Source organism: Bacteroides sp. A1C1 (assembly GCF_004328515.1).
GTDB classification, from domain to species: Bacteria; Bacteroidota; Bacteroidia; order Bacteroidales; family Bacteroidaceae; genus Bacteroides; species Bacteroides uniformis.
Genome location: NZ_CP036491.1, coordinates 4004488 through 4023437 on the forward strand (window position 1 = coordinate 4004488; position 18950 = coordinate 4023437).

The following is an 18950-nucleotide window of genomic DNA, read 5'->3' on the forward strand; positions in this document are numbered from 1 at the left end:
AAGATTCCCCGGCATTTTCAAACCGAAATGTCGGGGAATTTTTCATATGTCTCGTTCCCCTTATTAAAGGGAGCGAGGATAGGATTGCTAAAGAGATAAGACTAGGTTAGAACAATGCATCCTTCGTGTTGAAGAGCTTGCGTTCGTTCAGTTTCACTACCTTGCCGAATTTCTCCAGCCGCTTCAGGTCGATGTCCTTCGGGTTGCCCATGATGGAGATGCAGTAAGGTTTGCCTTTGATGTTCTCTTCGTAGAACTTCACGATGTCGTCAAAGGTCAGTGCATCTACTTTCGGCAGGTTTTCTTTGGCTGGGTCGTCCGTGTAGCCTCTGTAGCCCAAGTCTACCAGTTCCATAGCTTTGTTGCGGAAGCTGGGGTGGCTGGTCAGCATGGCTTGGCGGAGGTAGCTCTTGATGTTGCCGATACGTTCCGGATTCTTCGGCATGTCATTGACGAGACTCATCAGTACGTCCAATGCATCGTTTGCCTTGTCGTTCTGGGTACCGATGTAGCCGCGCAGGTAGCTTGCTTTTCCGGCTATGCCTTGCGTGCCGACGAATGCGTAGGCTGTATAGGCCATGGAGCGTTTTTCGCGTATTTCGTTCAGAACGATGCCGGTGAAGTCGAGACCGAAGTACTGGTTGAATGCGCTACGCAGCACGTCGTCCTTCTTGTCAGCCTTCTGCATCGGGATGTAGAGGTGGATTTGGGCTTGTTCTGCATCGTTGTTAGGCAGGAAGTAGACGGTGTTTTCGGTTACCGGCATCATCTCCTTTGCCTGCGGGGAGTTGGACGGGCGTTCGTTGGCTACCAACGGGAGGTTCTTGCTCAGGATGTCGTATACTTGGTCGAAGGGGAGTGTTCCGGTAAAGAATACCTTTGCCTCGTAGTTGGAGGCACGGTTGATGTCGCCCGTCAGTTCTGAAATCTGCAATTCGTAAATCTCCTTGTCGGTCAGCTCCTTGATGTAGTCTGATTTCTCTCCGTAGAGCATGTACTGGCGCAGCGCTTCGTTCAGGATGCTGACGTTGTCTTTACGCTGCTGGCGCATACCCATTGCCGAACCTTTCAGACGTGCTAGTTGCTTTTCGTCCAATTTCGGCATCAGAATCTGGCGTGAAAGTAGCTGGCAGGCTTGCGGCAGGGTGGCTTCGTAGCCCTCCATGATGATGTAGAGGTTGTCTTCATCGGCTGTCACGTGGCAGGTTGCGTTCAGCTTGCTGAGTTCTTCTTTCAGCTCTTGCGGTTCGTAGGCTCCCATGATACCTGCGTTGTTCATCAGTTGGGCGGCATAGCCCAGTTTCGGGAATTCGCGTTCACCGGCTCCGTATTGTACAATCAGCTGGAATACGTTGTTCTCCTTGTTGGGCGTGTAGTACATCTTGGAACGGTCGTTCAGCTGCTTGATTTGCACTTCGCCGTAGTCTGCGAATTTCTCTTCCATCTGTCCGATGGGCAGGTTCTTGAATTGCGTTGCATAAAGCGATTCCTTGCCTACCGGAGGTTCTACGGGTTTGTACCCCGGCTTCTCAATCTTGGCGTTTTTGTCAGGTTTCCCTTTTTCGATATATAGGGCCAGGTAGTTGTCCGACAGGTATTTCTTGGCTACCCGCTTGATGTCGTCAGTAGTGATGGCCATAATCTTGTCCTTGTAGTTGAGTATGTCGCCCAAATCCTGCTCGTTGTAGAAGGCGTTCATCAGTATCATGGCCTTGTCCTCGTTCGACTCCATTTCCAGGTCGAACTGGCGGCATTTCTCGGCTTTGATGGCATCAATTTTCCAGTCCTCGAATTCTCCGTTGGCGATTTGCTGGATGGCTTTCAAGGCTTTCTTTTCGGCGCTTTTGGTAGACTCGAAACGGCGCTGGTTTTCGTCGTAGAGGGGAATGGCCGCTACGATGGCGCGCCCTTGTTCACGGAAAGTACGGGTGTAGGCTCCGGCGCTGGTCAGCTCACCGTCCAGTACCAGCTTGTCCATGGTTCCGGTCTGGCTGTTGTTGTTCAGCAGTGCCAGGGCGATGTCCAGAGCATCTTCGTCGGGATGTCCGGCAGGCACTCCGTTGAATACCATTGCCACTTGCGGGTAGAATCCCACTTTGGCCGAATATTGTTTGCGGCCTTTTATTTCGAGGTTCTGGTAGACCTTGCGCTCGGGTGCGGGCTTTGCAGCCAGACGCCCGAAGGCGGCATTGATGCGTCCGCTGATTTGTTGGGCTTTGATGTTTCCTACGAGTACCAGTACCATGTTTTCGGGTACATACCATTGTTCGTAGAATTCAATCAGCTTGCTCAGGCGGGGATTCTTCAGATGTTCGGGCAGGCCGATGATGGAACGGGAGTAAGGATGTCCCTCAAAAGCTTTCTCCATCACGAACTGGTTCTGTGCACGTCCCTGGTCATCTTGTGAACGGTTATATTCTTCGTACACGTTTTCCAGCTCCGACTGGAAGGAACGGAATACGGGATGCAGGAAACGTTGTGAGGAAATCTCCAGCCATTTGTTTATCTGATAGGCAGGGAAGGAGCTGTGATAGAAGGTCCAGTCATAGTAGGTTCCTGCATTTACCCCTTTGGCGCCCATGCTTTCCATCAGGTTGGAGTATTCATTGGGAAGCCCCAGCTTTCCGGCCTTGACGGTCAGCTCATTGATTTCCTTGCTGATGGCTTCTTTTTTTACCGGGTCGGCTTCTTCGGCCATCTGGTCGTACTTGGCGATGATTTCCTTGTAGATCGGTTCTTCTTCCGTCCAGTTCAGCGCGCCTATCTTGTCTGTTCCTTTAAACATGACGTGCTCCAGGTAGTGTGCAAGTCCCGTGTACTCTTCGGGGTCGTTGATGGAACCGGCACGTACGCCTACCAGTCCGAATACGTCCGATTTGGATTCGTCTTCCCATATATATACGGAAAGACCGTTCTTCAGCTTGAACGCTTTCAGTCCTTGTCCAAAGGAGGGCAGGGAGATGATGACGGCAGCCAGCAGAAGAAGTGACTTTAATTGAAATGATTTCATAAAATAAAGTGTTTTTATATAATAAAAGTGTTTCCCTATATGTAGGCAAAGCTATAAAAAAATCACGTAACATTTACGAAATCTTCGGAAAAATGATGATTTTCAGTACATGATATCACCCGTAAACTATCATAGAGGGGGTGGAAACTGTCAAATGATAGTTTTTACCCCTAATAAAAACCGTATTCCGTCCCCCGGAGCTTCAAATCTTCCTTATACTTGCAACCGTAAAACCTAAACCATTATTAACTATTTAAAAATTGAGCAAAGTATGAATACTTACAGTTTTAGAAAAGATTTACTTGCAGTGCAAGAAGAACTGCTTCGCTTTGCATACAAGTTGACAGCCGACCGGGAAGAAGCGAATGATTTGTTGCAAGAGACGTCTCTCAAGGCTTTGGATAACGAAGACAAATTTGAACCCGACACCAATTTCAAAGGTTGGATGTATACCATTATGCGCAACATCTTTATCAATAATTACCGGAAAATAGTTCGCGAACAGACTTTTGTAGACCAGACGGACAATCAGTATCACCTCAGTATGCCCCAGGACTCTGGTTTTGCCAGTACCGAAGGTGCCTACGACCTGAAAGAAATGCACCGCATCGTCAATGCCCTTCCACGCGACTATAAAGTCCCTTTCTCCATGCACGTGTCCGGTTTCAAGTACCGTGAGATTGCCGAACGTCTCGGTCTTCCACTCGGAACAGTGAAAAGCCGCATCTTCTTTACACGTCAGAAGTTGCAGGATGAACTGAAAGATTTCATCTGATAATAGTTTGGTAGTAGCAATATGATATATAACATATTGATTGCGATGAATTTTTAAGGATTATTCTTGACTATATGTCAGAATAATCCTTTATATTTGTATATGTTAAGTTAACCGAAGAAAAAAATCTCTTATTACTGACTATGATGAAAAAGGAAATTAAATTCAGTCTTGTTTACCGGGACATGTGGCAGTCGTCCGGTAAGTATCAACCCCGGGTAGACCAGTTGGTACGCATTGCTCCGTTGATAGTAGAAATGGGCTGTTTTGCACGCGTCGAAACGAACGGAGGAGCTTTTGAGCAGGTAAACCTTCTGTACGGCGAAAATCCCAATAAGGCTGTACGCGCCTTTACCGCGCCTTTCAGGGAAGCAGGTATACAGACGCATATGCTTGATCGCGGGCTGAATGCACTGCGCATGTATCCCGTTCCAGCAGATGTGCGCCGGCTGATGTACAAGGTGAAGCATGCCCAGGGTGTGGACATTACCCGTATCTTCTGCGGACTGAACGAGACGCGGAACATAATTCCTTCCATCAAATATGCCCTGGAAGCGGGCATGATACCGCAGGCTACGCTCTGCATCACGTATTCTCCTGTCCATACGGTGGAATACTATGCCGGTATTGCCGACCGGTTGATTGAAGCCGGGGCACCCGAAATCTGCTTGAAGGATATGGCTGGCATCGGACGTCCGGGTATGCTGGGACAGCTTGTCAGAACCATTAAGGAGAAGCATCCCGATGTGCTGATACAATACCACGGGCATAGCGGTCCCGGACTTTCTATGGCTTCCATTCTCGAAGTCTGCGAGAACGGTGCCGACATCATCGATGTGGCGATGGAACCCATGTCGTGGGGCAAGGTTCATCCGGACATCATCTCCGTGCAGGCCATGCTGAAAGATCTGGGTTTTCAGGTGCCCGACATAAACATGAAAGCCTACATGAAAGCCCGTGCCATGACGCAGGAGTTCATTGACGATTTCTTGGGTTATTTCATGGATCCCACCAATAAACATATGTCCTCACTCTTGCTGAAGTGCGGTTTGCCGGGTGGCATGATGGGCTCCATGATGGCCGACTTGAAGGGAGTGCATTCCGGCATCAACATGATACTGCGCGGCAAGAATGAGCCGGAACTCAGTCTAGACGACTTACTCGTCATGCTGTTCGACGAAGTGGAATATGTATGGCCCAAACTGGGCTATCCTCCTTTGGTGACTCCTTTCAGCCAGTATGTGAAGAATGTGGCTCTGATGAACCTCATGCAGCAAGTAAAGGGAGAGGAGCGCTGGACGATGATAGACAACCATACGTGGGACATGATTCTGGGCAAGAGCGGACGCCTGCCCGGTACTTTGGCGCCCGAGATAGTGGAACTGGCCAAGTCCAAGGGTTTTGAGTTCGTGGATACGGACCCGCAGCTGAACTACCCGGATGCTCTGGATACATACCGGAAAGAGATGGACGAAAACGGTTGGGAATATGGCGATGATGACGAGGAACTCTTCGAGCTTGCCATGCACGACCGGCAGTATCGCGACTATAAATCCGGCGTTGCCAAGAAACGTTTTGAGGATGACCTGCAGCGTGCCAAGGATGCGGCGATGGCCAAAAACGGATACTCGGAAGAGGAAATCAAGAAGCTGAAGCGTGCAAAGGCAGACCCGATAATCGCGCCTTCCAAAGGGCAAGTGCTTTGGGAGGTTTCTGTCGAAGGTCCTTCTTCTGCTCCTTTCATTGGACGCAAGTACCAGCATGATGAGGTGTTCTGCTACATCTCTACGCCGTGGGGTGAATACGAGAAGATATGGACCGGATTTACCGGACGTGTGGTGGAAGTCTGTGCCAAGCAAGGGGATGTGGTCAATAAAGGCGATGTGATAGCCTATATCCAGCGGAGTGATATCTTTGCATAAATGAGAACTTGAAAAAGTGGAATTTCACTGAAAGTTGATAACGTAGTAGGGTGATAATGCGATAGTTTATCACCCTACAGTCCTTTCAGTCATCCTTTATTGTCCAACCATTTCTTGATGGTTTCCTTCAGTACTTCTTGGGTGAAGGGTTTGGTAAGGAAGTCGTTGCAACCTGCTTCCAGGGCAGCCTGCTTGTCGTGTTCGTAGGCATAGGCTGTAAGGGCGATGATGGGGATGTCCGGCGCCAGTTCACGGATGATGCGTGTGGCGTCGATTCCGTCAAGGTTGGGCATTTTCATGTCCATCAGGATGAGGTCGGGATGGACTTCCTCGAACATAGTTACGGCTTCCATGCCGTCTTTGGCATGTTTCAACCGATAGAGCCGGCCTAAAATGGCGTTAATTAGGATGAAATTGCTTTCTGTATCTTCGGCAATCAGGATGGTTTTGGAAGGAGGGGTAGGGAGTGTTCCGGCTTCTTCATTCTTCGGGGAAGTTCCGGGGGCTGTATTTCTGCTCCTCTGCTCTGTGGAATGTGCCTTTGCTGTCGTTTCCCGGTTGTTCTCTTCCTTCTTTTCCATCTCTGTTTTGCTGGAGGATTCCAGTGGGAGGACAAAAATAAATGTGGTGCCTTTACCCACTTCCGAAGTGACGGATATGTTGCCGCCCAGGCGTTCGATGATAGTCTTGCAGATGGAAAGTCCCAATCCGGTGCCTTGGGCAAAGTTGTTCACCTTGACAAAACGTTCGAATATCCGGTCCACTTTGTCCGGTGCAATTCCCATACCCGTATCGGTGACGTGGAATGCTACATACTTGCCTTCCCGGTGATACCCGTAACTGATGTACCCGGCGGGGGTGAACTTGAAGGCATTGCCTATCAGATTGGAAATGACCTGGAAAATCCGGTTCTTGTCTCCGTCAATCACGATATTCTCGTCAGAGGGTTCGTATATCAGCTCCACTCCTTTGGGACAGCGGAAAATATGTGCGTCGTGTATCTCCTTGCAGAGCGGATGGAGGCGTACGGGCGTGATGGTGAACTCCACGATACCCGATTCGATTTTTGATAAGTCGAGAATTTCGTTAATGAGCTGGAGCAGGCGTTCGTTGTTCGATTCTACTATTTCGTAATAGCCTAGCCGTTCCTTCTCGTCGGTGCTTTCGGCAATGATGCGCGAGAAGCCTACAATGGCATTGAGCGGTGTGCGTATCTCATGGCTCATGTTGGCGAGGAAAGCGGATTTGAGCTGGTCGGAAGTCTCGGCTTTCTCCTTGGCTACGAGCAATTCCCGTTTCATCTGTTCCATTTCCGTGATGTCCCATTCGATGTTCAGCAGGATGGGGGAGAAATCGTTGCTTTCAATCTTCATCTTTCGCTTGTCCAGATAGATGGGGGTTCCGTTTCCGTCGCGTTCTTCCGCAATCCAGTGCATCTCTTTGCCGGTCCTGGCTATTTCAATGTCTTGTGCTCTTTTTTCCTGGGCAGTCTCCAGGGGATAAAAGTCGAAGTCGTCTTTCCCCAATGCCTCTTGTATGGGGATTTCGCGGTTGTACGATTCGCGGTTGCGGTAGAGGTACTTGAAGTTGTTGTTGATGTCCTTCACGACAATGCCTGCCGGGAGGTTTTCGATGATTTTGTCCAGAATCAGGTTGAACTGTTTGATTTGTTGCTCATGCCGGATGCGTGTGGATACATCCCTTCCGAAAGTCCAGACCGTCCCTTCGCCTTTGTCACTCGTCACCCAATAGGCGTTTCCTTCTATGGCGAGTACTTCCGGACGCAGTGGCAACGGATTGTGAACAATATAGCCTTGGGAGGTTTCTCCGCGTTTGACACATTCTGCAAATTCTTTCCACGATTTTTTGTCTCTTCCATACGAAGGCAAGTCGTATATTTTCAGTTTCGTGATGTCTTGGGTATTGCCGATGCCATGTCGCTCCTTGAAGCAGCGGTTGCCGAATATCAGTGTACCGTCTTCGTGTGCCGAGTAAATATCTTCGGTGGAGTTGTTGATGGCATGTGTCAGCAAGTTGATATCGTTGCGCCGTTGCTGAATGTCGGTGATATTCTGTATATATCCTTCCAGAATGGTATTTTTGTCTTTATGATATTCGCGTGCAAAGGCCTTGAGCCGTATATAGAAAATCTTTTCTTGAAGCAAGATGCGGTAGTCCACACTGTTTTCCATTTTCCCTTTTAGGTTTTCTTTCAGCCAGTTGGTGAAAGATTTCCGGTCTTCGGGAAGTATCAGTTTCAGATAGTCGTTCAGATTGATTTCTTGTGTCTCCTCTGTGCATAGGATATCGGTGTGTCCGGCATATTTGAAGCTTTGGGTGTCTGAATCGTATTGCCAGTTTCCGATAAGCGCAGCTTTTTGGATTTCATTCAACTCTTGGTTTTTTCTTTCGAGTTCCAGCTTGCGCTGACTACGTTCCGTGATGTCGCGGTATTGGCAGAGCACCATTCCGTCAAAGGGGGACATGATACACTTGAAGAAATAAGTGGTGCCGTTCAAGGCCATTTCGTAGTTATGGGTAGAGCGTATTTTGTGCGTCAGTACTCTTTTAAAGTCCGGATAGATTTGGTTATAAGTGGATAAGGGAATTAGTTGGAACAGATTCTTGCCCAGTAACCGGTCTTCCTTCAAGAACCAGAGATTGATGTTGTAAACTGCAATGTCCACACAAATACCGTCTTTGTCCAGAAGAATCATGGTGTCGGATGTCAGCTTTAACAGTCTTTCGGCGTTTTCAGCTTGTTTTAAAATGTTTTTCATTCTTATAGTATTAGTTTCATGCCCTTCTGGCCTTCTCCCATGCGCCGCTTGCATTGTCTTTACGTTTGCGCAGGTAGTTGAATCCTCGTATGACGTTGACGTTCATAAAAAGGAAATAGTAGGGGATGAAAAGTATCTTGTTCTTTATATGCTTCGTTGAAAGGTAGTACCCCCAACTTCCCATGAGGTAGAAAAAAGCTTGTAACAGCCAGATGATGGCATACAGTAATGGCGTGCTTGTCGTAAAGATGAGAATTGTGTTGAGGGGAAGCAATAGAAACAATAGGATAGGAGTGAGCGACCAGCGCAGCACCCGGTGGGAAATATATTGGAAACAGAATGTGCCGTAACGGAACGGGTTGAGCAGCGGACGTAGCCGCCAGATAGACTGCAAGCCACCGGCAGCGATGCGCACCTTGCGCTTTTCTTCCTCGCGCATATCTGCCGAGCCGCTTTCTACGGCATAGGCATTGGCGCAATAGGCAATGGTGTGTCCCTGCATGACGATGTGCAGGGAGAGTGTGAAGTCGTCGAGCAACGTGTCTGTTTGCATTTCTTCGAACAGATTGCGGCGCACGGCAAACAACTCACCCGCTGCTCCTACTGCTGAATAGAGGCGTGCGTCGAGCGCTTTGAGGGTGGATTCGTATTTCCAGTACAACCCTTCTCCCCCAGAGGCAGCATTGTCCTTACTTTGCACAGCAATACGTTTTTCGCCTGCCACGCATCCCACTTTAGGGTCGGTGAAGGCGTGCACTATCTCCCGTAGGGCTTTTCGGTTGAGGTGCGTATTGGCATCGGTGAATACGACAAGGGGCGTTCCTACGAAATGTATACCGCGGTTCAGGGCGGCTGTCTTGCCTTGGCGTTGGGGTTGGTGGAGGACGGTGGCTTGCGGCCAGCGGGAGAGGCGTTCGTTGGTACGGTCGTTGCTGCCGTCGGTCACCCAAAGAATGCGTAGCTTGTCGGCAGGATAGTCCAGCTCCAGACAGTTGCGCATTTTTTCGTCCACTACATCTTCTTCATTATAGGCGGCGATAAACAGAGTCAATGGGGGCAATGCGTTGTCGGTGGGCATAGGCCAGAGGGTAGGTGTGTGGAAGCACTCTTTTATCTTGACCAGAATATATAATAATATACCATAGCCTATATAGGTATAGAACACTATGAATAAACTTATCCAGAAGAGTATCTCAAGAACTTTCATGCTTCTGTTTTGTTTGCTATCTTTTTGAGGAAAAAGAAATGTGATTGCCAAAAGTATGGATAATCTTTTACTGATGCAAGAAAAAGAAAAGAAAAATGAAATGTTTGTGTCTCAAGAGGTAAAGTTTGGTTTTCAGGGCATTTTGATGTTATAATCATTCTCCATAGGAGGGAGACGGGCAGATACGGCAAGGTAAGGCGTTACTCAAAACGCTTCTGTCATATTGAAGTAAAACAACATCTGGTTGTTTACCGTGTTTTTGCCTAAATCCAGGCGGACGTTCATGCGTGGCTGTACCTCAATGCGTAGACCTACACCATAGTTGGGCAGTACGCCCTCTATCTTGCCAGGAGTGGGGCCCATGAAGCCGCACCCGGTCCAGGCTACAAAACCTATGTGGTTGAGCATCCGCTTCAGCCAGGTGCTGCGGTCGGTATTGAGCATCTGCCGGTATTCTGCCATGACCACGTGCGAGGACTTGTCGCGATACTGCCCCATGTAGTAGCCGCGCAGGTCGAAAGGCGTTCCGGTGAGGGCGTATTGCGTCAGTGGGACGTCGCCGAACACGTTCTTGGTCTGTGCCGTCCACGCAAGCACCCTGCGCTTGCCCAGTGACTTGTATTGGCGGTAGTCTATCTCCAGGCGGTAGAAGGTCTGGTCGTTTCCGATGAATTTGGTGTACATCATGCCGCGGAAATCCAGATACATGCCGCGGTAGGCGTTGGCGGGAACGTCACGGCTGTCGTATGTCAGCAGGAAGCCGAGGCCGGAGTTGAAGTTGTTGTAGCCGTTGGCCGTACCGCCTGCCTCTTTGTACGAAGGTTCGTTCACCAAGAACTTGCCGGGCTCTGTCAGGTGGTCATAATTGATGTCTATTTGAGGTCCGGCAAAGATATTGCTGTTGCCCAGCCGGAAGAGGAACCAGGGGTTGATTTGCACGCCGCTGTATCGGTATTTGCTGGTACTGTCGCTTCGTACGTAATCTTTATTGGTATTATAGCCGATGCCGTAAAAGTTTTCTTCCGTATTTTTATAGCTAAACTTTCCGAAGATACGGAAACGGTCACCCTTGAAGAAGAGTTGAGGCTTGGAGAAAAGATTGATGCCACCGTTGAACATGAAGGCGATGGCCATGGGCACTACGGAGCGCAACTGCGTGGTGTCGCTGGGGTTTATGCGGAAGGTCATCAGGGCGCTTCCTCCCAGCACGGCACCGAAGTCGGGAGTGTAGCTGGGTCCACCCAGAATATTGTAATGCAGATTCCGGCGCGCTACCTTTTGCTTGCGTAGTTCTTTTTTTGTCAGTGCGGGAACGCTGTCGTTTGTGGCGGCCGCAGTCTGTTCCTGGGCATAAAGGGTGGTGGCGAACAGCACCAGTGCGATAATGCTTAGTATATATCTTTTCATGTCGTACGAAATGTGGGTGCAAAGGAAACTATTTTATTCCGAATAGTTTTCACTGTAATAGATAATAAATCTAAAGATGTCACTAAAATTATCAAAAAAGACATTACTTTTGTCTGCTTCACGAAGCAAGACATCAATAACTAAAAACACATAATCTGAATGAAGAAACGATTTTTATCTGTAATTGTTCTGAGTGCCGCACTGCTTTCTGTGCAGGCACAAGAAGGAAAAGGCGGCATCAGCCCCGAAATGCTTGGGCAAATCAAGCAAAGTTATCAAGGCACGGCTGCCGACAAGGCTCTCCGCAATGCCATAGGCAATAATGACATCCGTAAACTGGCACTCAACCAGGAGAATATGCAGGGCATGGATACCCACTTCTCCGTCAAGGTAGAGTCCAGAGGCATCACCGACCAGAAGTCGTCCGGCCGTTGCTGGTTGTTCACCGGGCTCAACGTGATGCGGGCCAAGACCCTTGCCGAATACGGTTTCCAGTCTTTTGAGTTCTCCGAAGTCTATCCTTTCTTCTGGGACCAGTTGGAGAAGGCAAACCTCTTCTTGCAAGGCATCATCGACACCTCCAAGAGTCCCCTGACTGATAAAACCGTAGAATGGCTCTTCCAGCATCCGCTGAGCGATGGGGGTACCTTTACCGGTGTGGCCGACATTGTTTCCAAATACGGCCTTGTTCCTAAAGATGCCATGCCTGAAACAAACAGCAGTGAAAATACCTCCCGCATGGCCAACCTCATCTCTCTGAAGCTGAAAGAGTATGGTCTGCAACTACGTGATATGGCTGCCGCCGGTGCCAAGCCCGCAGCTCTGGAGAAGGAGAAAACCACAATGCTCGGAACCATCTACCGCATGTTGGTGCTGAACCTTGGTGTACCTCCCACGGAGTTCGACTATGTCTGCCACGATGCTAAGGGTAATCCCGTGGAGACAGAGCATCACACTCCCATGTCTTTCCTTGAGAAGTATGGAGACAAACAACTGCTGACCAACTACGTAATGCTGATGAACGATCCCAGTCGTGAGTATTATAAGTGCTATGAAATAGACTACGACCGTCACCGTTACGACGGTAAAAACTGGACTTATGTCAACCTGCCCGTAGAGGATATTAAGGAGATGGCCATCGCCTCCTTGAAGGACAGCACCATGATGTACTTCTCTTGCGATGTGGGCAAGTTCCTGAACTCTGAACGCGGTCTGCTTGATGTGAAAAATTATGACTACGAGTCACTGATGGGTACTACCTTCGGAATGGATAAAAAACAACGCATTCAGACCTTCTCCAGCGGCTCGTCCCACGCCATGACCTTGATGGCTGTTGACTTGAACAAAGACGGAAAGCCCGTAAAATGGATGGTAGAGAATAGCTGGGGAGCTGCTTCCGGTTACCAGGGACATCTCATCATGACCGACGAGTGGTTCAATGAATACATGTTCCGCTTGGTGGTGGAGACAAAGTATGTTCCTGCCAAAGTGATGGAATTGTTCAAACAAAAACCTATCCGCCTGCCGGCATGGGACCCGATGTTTGCTGAAGAAAAGTGATGATAAGGATTAGAGGTTAAGGATTAGTGATTAGTGGGGCTGCGCTATGATTCCGCAGGGTATTAATCCCTAATCCTTAACCCCTAATCCTTGTTCTCGTGTTCGTTAACGAAAGGGATTACGGAAATTTCTCCGTAATTCCTTTCTTTTTTGCTCTTTATTCACGTTCTTTTTTGCTACTTTTGCGGCAAATTAATGAAACCATTATTTTAAATAAACGCATGGCAAATGTAATTAAGTTACGTAGAGGCCTTGACATTAACCTGAAAGGCGCTGCTGCCCAGGAACTTGTGTCTGTTAAGGAACCAGGATTTTATTCGCTGATTCCCGATGACTATACAGGCATCACTCCGAAAGTGGTGGTCAAAGAGCAGGAATATGTGATGGCCGGGGGACCCTTGTTTATCGACAAGAATCATCCTGAATTGAAATTTGTTTCGCCCGTCAGTGGCGTAGTGACAAGCGTGGAGCGTGGTGCGCGCCGTAAGGTGCTGAACATCGTTGTAGAGGCTGCCACTGAACAAGACTATGAGGAATTTGGCAAGATGGACCCGTCCAAGATGAGCGGCCAGCAGGTAAAAGAAGCTCTTTTGCAGGCAGGTATGTTCGCTTTCATCCGCCAACGTCCGTACGACGTTATCGCTGACCCGACGGTGACTCCGAAAGCTATTTTCATTTCGGCTTTCGACAGTAATCCGCTGGCCCCCGATTTTGAATTCGCTCTGAAAGGAGAAGAAGCAAACTTCCAGACGGGACTCGACGCTTTGTCAAAGATGGCAAAGACGTATCTGGGTATTAGTGTAAAACAAAAGGCTGCTGCCCTTGTGCAGGCAAAGAACGTTACCGTAACAGCTTTCGACGGACCGCATCCGGCAGGCAACGTGGGTGTACAGATTAACCACATCTCTCCGGTAGTGAAAGGTGAAACGGTCTGGACTATCAGTGCCGAAGCCGTACTTTTCATCGGACGTCTGATGAATACCGGTCATGTAGACTTGACCCGTACGGTAGCTGTAACGGGTTCCGAAGTGTTGAAACCCGCTTATTGCAAGCTGAAAGTCGGCGCTCTGCTGACGAACGTTTTCAAAGGTAACGTGACTACCGACAAGGACCTCCGCTACATCAGCGGTAACGTGCTGACCGGTAAGAAAATTTCTCCGAACGGCTTCCTCGGCTCTTTCGACAGCCAGCTGACCGTTATTCCCGAAGGAGATGAAATCCATGAAATGTTGGGTTGGATTATGCCGCGCTTTAATCAGTTCAGCGTCAACCGCTCTTACTTCAGCTGGCTGATGGGCAAGAAGGAATATGTGATAGATGCCCGTATCAAGGGTGGCGAACGTCACATGATTATGTCCAACGAATACGACCGCGTATTTCCAATGGACATCTTCCCCGAATATCTGGTGAAAGCAATCATTGCAGGTGATATTGACCGTATGGAGGCTCTGGGTATCTACGAAGTAGCTCCTGAAGATTTCGCTCTCTGCGAATTCGTATGTTCTTCCAAAGTGGAAGTGCAGCGCATCGTACGTGCAGGACTCGATATGCTTCGTGCCGAAATGGCATAATCGGGGCGTATGGCAAATCGTAAATTGTAAATCGTAAAATCGTAAATATATTAATGAAAGCGTTAAGAAATTATCTCGACAAGATAAAGCCGAACTTTGAAGAAGGCGGCAAATTCCACGCATTTCGTTCGGTGTTCGACGGCTTCGAAACATTCTTGTTCGTGCCTAATGCCACTTCGAAATCGGGAACGCATATTCACGACTCCATTGACAGCAAACGCATCATGTCGATGGTGGTTATTGCGTTAGTACCGGCACTGCTGTTCGGTATGTATAACGTAGGTTACCAGCATTTCCATGCTACCGGTGCCACCGGCGGCTTCTGGGAAATGTTCATCTACGGTTTCTTGGCTGTATTGCCAAAAATCATTGTATCTTATGTAGTAGGTCTCGGCATTGAGTTCATAGTAGCTCAGTGGAAGAAGGAGGAGATTCAGGAAGGCTTCCTGGTTTCCGGTATCTTGATTCCGATGATTGTTCCGGTAGACTGCCCGTTGTGGATTCTAGCGGTGGCTACTGCATTCTCTGTAATTTTTGCTAAGGAAGTATTCGGTGGTACGGGTATGAACGTGTTCAACGTAGCTTTGATTACCCGTGCATTCTTGTTCTTTGCTTATCCTACGAAGATGTCGGGTGATGCCGTTTGGGTATCGGGCGACAGCATCTTTGGTCTGGGGCAGTCGGTAGACGGACTGACGGTAGCTACTCCGCTGGGTGCAGCCGCTACCTCGGGCGCCGTTCCGGAATTCTCTTGGGACATGGTGACCGGCCTTATTCCGGGTTCTATCGGTGAGACAAGCGTAATTGCCATCGCTCTGGGTGCCATTTTGCTGTTGTGGACGGGCATTGCAAGCTGGAAGACGATGTTTTCCGTATTCGTAGGTGGCGCCTTCATGGCATGGGTATTCAATACAATCGGTCCCGACACCCCGATGGCACAGATGCCTTGGTACGAACACCTCGTGCTGGGTGGTTTCTGCTTCGGTGCCGTGTTCATGGCTACCGACCCCGTTACATCGGCACGTACAGAGACCGGTAAGTATATCTTCGGATTCCTGATTGGTGTCATGGCTATCATTATCCGTGTGCTCAACCCTGGTTATCCCGAAGGTATGATGCTTGCCATTCTGCTGATGAATATCTTCGCTCCGCTGATTGACTATTGTGTGGTACAGGGCAACATCAGCCGTCGCGAGAAACGTGCAATCAAGTCTAACAATTAATAAATACCGGAAAAGAAATGAATACCAATAGTAATAGTTATACTATCATTTATGCTTCGGTAATGGTTGTTATCGTTGCATTCCTGCTGGCATTCGTAAGTTCTTCCTTGCGCGAGACGCAGAACAAGAACGTGGAACTTGACACGAAGAAGCAGATTCTTGCTGCACTCAACATCAAGGACGTAAAGGATGCCGAAGCTGAATATAATAAATATGTAAAGGGCGATATGCTGATGAACGTTGACGGTAAGCTGACTGAGAATACCGGTGCATTTGCTACCGCTTACGAGAAAGAAGCCAAAGAAAATAACCGTCTGCATGTATTCGTGGCAGAGGTTGACGGTGAGAAGAAATATGTATTTCCCGTTTACGGCGCCGGTCTTTGGGGTGCTATCTGGGGATATGTTGCACTGAATAGCGACAAGGATACCGTTTACGGTGTTTACTTCTCCCATGCCAGTGAGACTCCGGGTCTGGGTGCCGAAATTGCAACTCCCCAGTTTCAGGGTGAATTCACTGGAAAGAAAACATTGGAGAACGGCGAGGTGGCCCTCGGTGTTGTGAAGAACGGCAAGGTAGAGAAACCTGACTATCAGGTGGACGGCATTTCCGGTGGTACCATCACTTCTGTTGGTGTGGATGCTATGTTGAAGGCTTGTCTGAGCAGCTACAAGAACTTTTTAACTAATAATAATGAGGAGGAATAAGAATATGGGACAATTGTTTTCAAAGAAGAATAAAGAAATATTCTCTACTCCGCTGGGACTGAACAATCCTGTTACCGTGCAGGTATTGGGTATCTGTTCTGCTTTGGCTGTTACTGCCAAGCTGGAGCCCGCCATTGTGATGGGTCTTTCAGTGACGGTGATTACGGCATTCTCCAATGTAGTGATTTCACTGCTGCGTAAGACGATACCCAACCGTATCCGTATCATCGTTCAGCTGGTGGTTGTTGCCGCGTTGGTAACTATTGTAAGTGAGATTCTGAAAGCTTTTGCTTACGATGTAAGTGTGCAGCTTTCTGTATATGTAGGTCTGATTATTACCAACTGTATCCTGATGGGGCGCTTGGAAGCATTTGCCATGCAGAACGGTCCCTGGGAGTCTTTCCTTGACGGTGTGGGTAATGGTTTGGGATATGCCAAGATTCTGGTAATCGTAGCTTTCTTCCGCGAGCTTCTGGGTTCGGGAACGTTGCTCGGTTTCAACATCTTGAACTATGAACCTCTGCAGAAGTTGGGCTATGTGAACAACGGCTTGATGCTGATGCCGCCAATGGCATTGATTCTTTGCGCTTGCATCATCTGGTATCAGCGTGCACGTCACAAAGAATTGCAGGAAAAGCAGTAATAAATAAATGAAGAATGAAAAATGAAAGAATGAAAAATGGGCTGCTCTGCTGCAGTACAAGTTCTCATTGCTTTAATTCTTTAATTCTTTAATTCTTAATTTATCGAAGAGATATGGAACATTTAATAAGTTTATTCGTCCGCTCTATCTTTGTGGACAACATGATATTCGCGTTCTTCCTCGGTATGTGTTCTTACCTTGCCGTATCGAAGAATGTGAAGACTGCCGTGGGACTGGGTATCGCCGTAACTTTCGTGTTGGTAGTTACGCTTCCGGTCAACTATTTATTGCAGACAAAGGTGCTGGCTGCCAACGCAATCATTGAAGGCGTTGACCTCAGCTTCCTGAGCTTTATTCTTTTCATTGCTGTAATCGCAGCTATCGTTCAGTTGGTGGAAATGATTGTAGAGCGTTTCAGCCCTTCGCTGTATGCTTCACTCGGTATCTTCCTGCCGTTGATTGCTGTAAACTGTGCCATCATGGGTGCTTCTCTTTTCATGCAGCAGCGCATCACACTGGGTGAGAGCGACCCGAAATTCATCGGTGGCATTGCTGATGCTGTCTCTTATGCGTTGGGCTCCGGTATCGGTTGGTTGCTGGCTATCGTAGGCTTGGCTGCCATCCGTGAAAAAATGGCCTATTCTGACGTTCCGGCTCCACTGAAAGGACTGGGCATCACGTTTATCACTGTAGGTCTGATGGCAATGGCATTTATGTGTTTCTCTGGTTTGAACATCTAAAAGAAAGGAATAAAACAATGGATATGAATATGATATTAGCAAGCATTGGAGTATTCCTCGTGGTTGTCATCCTGCTTGTTGTTATCCTGCTGGTTGCCAAGAATTTCTTGGTGCCTTCGGGTAATGTAAAACTGACTATCAATGGTGATAAGGAACTGGACGTAGCTTCCGGTTCTACATTGCTGAATACGCTGTCTGTAAACGGTGTGTTCCTTTCCTCCGCTTGCGGTGGTAAAGGTTCCTGCGGACAGTGCAAATGCCAGGTAATGGAAGGTGGGGGTGAAATCTTGCCTTCTGAGACTCCGCACTTCAGCCGTAAGCAAATACAAGATCACTGGCGTCTGGGTTGCCAGGTGAAGGTAAAAGGCGATATGGCTATCAAGGTTCCCGAAAGCGTACTGGGCGTAAAAGAGTGGGAGTGCGAGGTTATCTCCAACAAGAATGTGGCTACGTTCATCAAAGAGTTCATCGTTGCTTTGCCCAAAGGCGAGCACATGGATTTCGTTCCGGGTTCTTATGCGCAGATTAAGATTCCTAAATATTCGATGGATTATGATAAGGACATCGATAAGGAACTTATCGGTAAGGAATACTTGCCTGCATGGGAGAAATTCGGTCTGTTGGGCTTGAAGTGCCGCAATGACGAAGAAACCATCCGTGCTTACTCCATGGCCAACTATCCTGCCGAAGGCGACCGCATCATGCTGACGGTACGTATCGCTACGCCTCCGTTTAAGCCGAAAGACCAGGGACCGGGCTTCATGGATGTAATGCCGGGTATCGCTTCTTCTTATATCTTTACCCTGAAACCGGGTGATAAGGTAACCATGAGTGGTCCTTACGGAGACTTCCATCCGATATTCGACTCTAAGAAGGAGATGATGTGGATCGGTGGTGGTGCCGGTATGGCTCCGTTGCGTGCACAGATTATGCATATGACGAAGACACTGCACACTACAGATCGCGTGATGAATTACTTCTACGGTGCACGTGCATTGAATGAAGTGTTCTATCTGGAAGACTTCCTGCAGATTGAAAAGGATTTCCCCAACTTCAAGTTCCATCTTGCACTGGACCGTCCCGATCCGGCAGCCGATGCAGCGGGCGTGAAGTACACTCCGGGTTTCGTACACAATGTAATTTACGAGACTTATTTGAAAGACCACGAAGCTCCCGAAGACATCGAATACTACATGTGCGGTCCCGGCCCGATGTCGAAGGCTGTTGAGAAGATGCTCGACGACCTCGGCGTTCCGGCTCAGAACCTGATGTTCGATAACTTTGGCGGATAACCTTCCTTATCCGTCTTGAGATAAAAAACTCCGGCTTGGCCTTCAGGGTCTTGCCGGAGTTTTTTTTGTTCGAGGTATTTTCCTCTCTAATGAAAGAAAGTGGAGTGGATTCT

At 48.4% G+C, this 18950-nt stretch carries 13 protein-coding genes; 9 read left to right on the forward strand and 4 right to left on the reverse strand.

All coding sequences use genetic code 11. From position 1 onward, the window contains the following. Positions 1-106: 106 nt before the first annotated feature. Positions 107-3010 (reverse strand): pitrilysin family protein, encoded by a 2904-nt coding sequence (locus EYA81_RS16585; protein ID WP_117964446.1) that lies wholly within the window; start codon positions 3008-3010, stop codon positions 107-109. A gap of 271 nt (positions 3011-3281) precedes the next feature. Here EYA81_RS16585 and EYA81_RS16590 point away from each other — a divergent pair, with 271 nt between their 5' ends. Together EYA81_RS16590 and EYA81_RS16595 are read left to right on the forward strand one after the other, a co-directional pair. Next, positions 3282-3785, forward strand: coding sequence for an RNA polymerase sigma factor (locus EYA81_RS16590; protein ID WP_117600548.1), 504 nt, complete (start codon positions 3282-3284; stop codon positions 3783-3785). Between the two features lie 146 nt (positions 3786-3931). Continuing rightward, positions 3932-5707, forward strand: a complete 1776-nt coding sequence (locus EYA81_RS16595; protein ID WP_117600662.1) for a biotin/lipoyl-binding protein — start codon at positions 3932-3934, stop codon at positions 5705-5707. An 89-nt stretch (positions 5708-5796) separates the two neighbouring features. On the opposite strand, the gene EYA81_RS16600 is transcribed toward EYA81_RS16595, so the two are convergent. The 3 genes from EYA81_RS16600 to EYA81_RS16610 all read right to left on the reverse strand — a co-directional run bounded on the left by EYA81_RS16600 (position 5797) and on the right by EYA81_RS16610 (position 11101). Further along, entirely contained in the window at positions 5797-8487 is a 2691-nt protein-coding gene (locus tag EYA81_RS16600; protein ID WP_117964445.1) for an ATP-binding protein, read from the reverse strand. Between the two features lie 16 nt (positions 8488-8503). Continuing rightward, positions 8504-9694: a glycosyltransferase family 2 protein gene (locus EYA81_RS16605; RefSeq protein ID WP_117600546.1), complete on the reverse strand. Its 1191-nt coding sequence runs from the start codon at positions 9692-9694 to the stop codon at positions 8504-8506. Positions 9695-9898: 204 nt separating this feature from the next. Then, positions 9899-11101 (reverse strand): BamA/TamA family outer membrane protein, encoded by a 1203-nt coding sequence (locus tag EYA81_RS16610; protein WP_131226103.1) that lies wholly within the window; start codon positions 11099-11101, stop codon positions 9899-9901. A gap of 159 nt (positions 11102-11260) precedes the next feature. On the opposite strand from EYA81_RS16610, the gene EYA81_RS16615 reads away from it, so the two are divergent. From EYA81_RS16615 to nqrF, 7 genes are all read left to right on the forward strand, one after another. Continuing rightward, a complete protein-coding gene (locus EYA81_RS16615; protein WP_098032476.1) occupies positions 11261-12661 on the forward strand; it encodes a C1 family peptidase in 1401 nt (466 codons plus the stop codon). A gap of 221 nt (positions 12662-12882) precedes the next feature. Beyond that, on the forward strand, positions 12883-14232 hold the full coding sequence (locus EYA81_RS16620) for a Na(+)-translocating NADH-quinone reductase subunit A (protein ID WP_117600543.1): 1350 nt from the start codon (positions 12883-12885) through the stop codon (positions 14230-14232). 53 nt (positions 14233-14285) lie between these two features. Then, positions 14286-15455 carry an NADH:ubiquinone reductase (Na(+)-transporting) subunit B gene (locus EYA81_RS16625; protein ID WP_131226104.1) on the forward strand — a complete coding sequence of 390 codons (1170 nt, stop codon included), beginning with the start codon at positions 14286-14288 and terminating at the stop codon, positions 15453-15455. Between the two features lie 17 nt (positions 15456-15472). Further along, on the forward strand, positions 15473-16162 hold the full coding sequence (locus tag EYA81_RS16630) for a Na(+)-translocating NADH-quinone reductase subunit C (RefSeq protein ID WP_117964443.1): 690 nt from the start codon (positions 15473-15475) through the stop codon (positions 16160-16162). A 4-nt stretch (positions 16163-16166) separates the two neighbouring features. Next, positions 16167-16805: an NADH:ubiquinone reductase (Na(+)-transporting) subunit D gene (locus tag EYA81_RS16635; RefSeq protein WP_117600540.1), complete on the forward strand. Its 639-nt coding sequence runs from the start codon at positions 16167-16169 to the stop codon at positions 16803-16805. A gap of 113 nt (positions 16806-16918) precedes the next feature. Beyond that, complete coding sequence (nqrE, locus tag EYA81_RS16640) at positions 16919-17545, forward strand: NADH:ubiquinone reductase (Na(+)-transporting) subunit E (RefSeq protein ID WP_005828321.1); 627 nt, start codon at positions 16919-16921, stop codon at positions 17543-17545. Between the two features lie 17 nt (positions 17546-17562). After that, the gene (nqrF, locus tag EYA81_RS16645; RefSeq protein ID WP_117600539.1) at positions 17563-18837 is read left to right on the forward strand and encodes an NADH:ubiquinone reductase (Na(+)-transporting) subunit F; all 1275 of its coding nucleotides are present in this window, start codon (positions 17563-17565) and stop codon (positions 18835-18837) included. Positions 18838-18950: the final 113 nt, after the last annotated feature.

Coding starts and splice junctions, on each gene's coding strand:
- EYA81_RS16585 (WP_117964446.1), bottom strand. CDS start 3,010: ATGAAATCATTTCAATTAAAGTCACTTCTTCTGCTGGCTGCCGTCATC.
- EYA81_RS16590 (WP_117600548.1), top strand. CDS start 3,282: ATGAATACTTACAGTTTTAGAAAAGATTTACTTGCAGTGCAAGAAGAA.
- EYA81_RS16595 (WP_117600662.1), top strand. CDS start 3,932: ATGAAAAAGGAAATTAAATTCAGTCTTGTTTACCGGGACATGTGGCAG.
- EYA81_RS16600 (WP_117964445.1), bottom strand. CDS start 8,487: ATGAAAAACATTTTAAAACAAGCTGAAAACGCCGAAAGACTGTTAAAG.
- EYA81_RS16605 (WP_117600546.1), bottom strand. CDS start 9,694: ATGAAAGTTCTTGAGATACTCTTCTGGATAAGTTTATTCATAGTGTTC.
- EYA81_RS16610 (WP_131226103.1), bottom strand. CDS start 11,101: ATGAAAAGATATATACTAAGCATTATCGCACTGGTGCTGTTCGCCACC.
- EYA81_RS16615 (WP_098032476.1), top strand. CDS start 11,261: ATGAAGAAACGATTTTTATCTGTAATTGTTCTGAGTGCCGCACTGCTT.
- EYA81_RS16620 (WP_117600543.1), top strand. CDS start 12,883: ATGGCAAATGTAATTAAGTTACGTAGAGGCCTTGACATTAACCTGAAA.
- EYA81_RS16625 (WP_131226104.1), top strand. CDS start 14,286: ATGAAAGCGTTAAGAAATTATCTCGACAAGATAAAGCCGAACTTTGAA.
- EYA81_RS16630 (WP_117964443.1), top strand. CDS start 15,473: ATGAATACCAATAGTAATAGTTATACTATCATTTATGCTTCGGTAATG.
- EYA81_RS16635 (WP_117600540.1), top strand. CDS start 16,167: ATGGGACAATTGTTTTCAAAGAAGAATAAAGAAATATTCTCTACTCCG.
- nqrE (WP_005828321.1), top strand. CDS start 16,919: ATGGAACATTTAATAAGTTTATTCGTCCGCTCTATCTTTGTGGACAAC.
- nqrF (WP_117600539.1), top strand. CDS start 17,563: ATGGATATGAATATGATATTAGCAAGCATTGGAGTATTCCTCGTGGTT.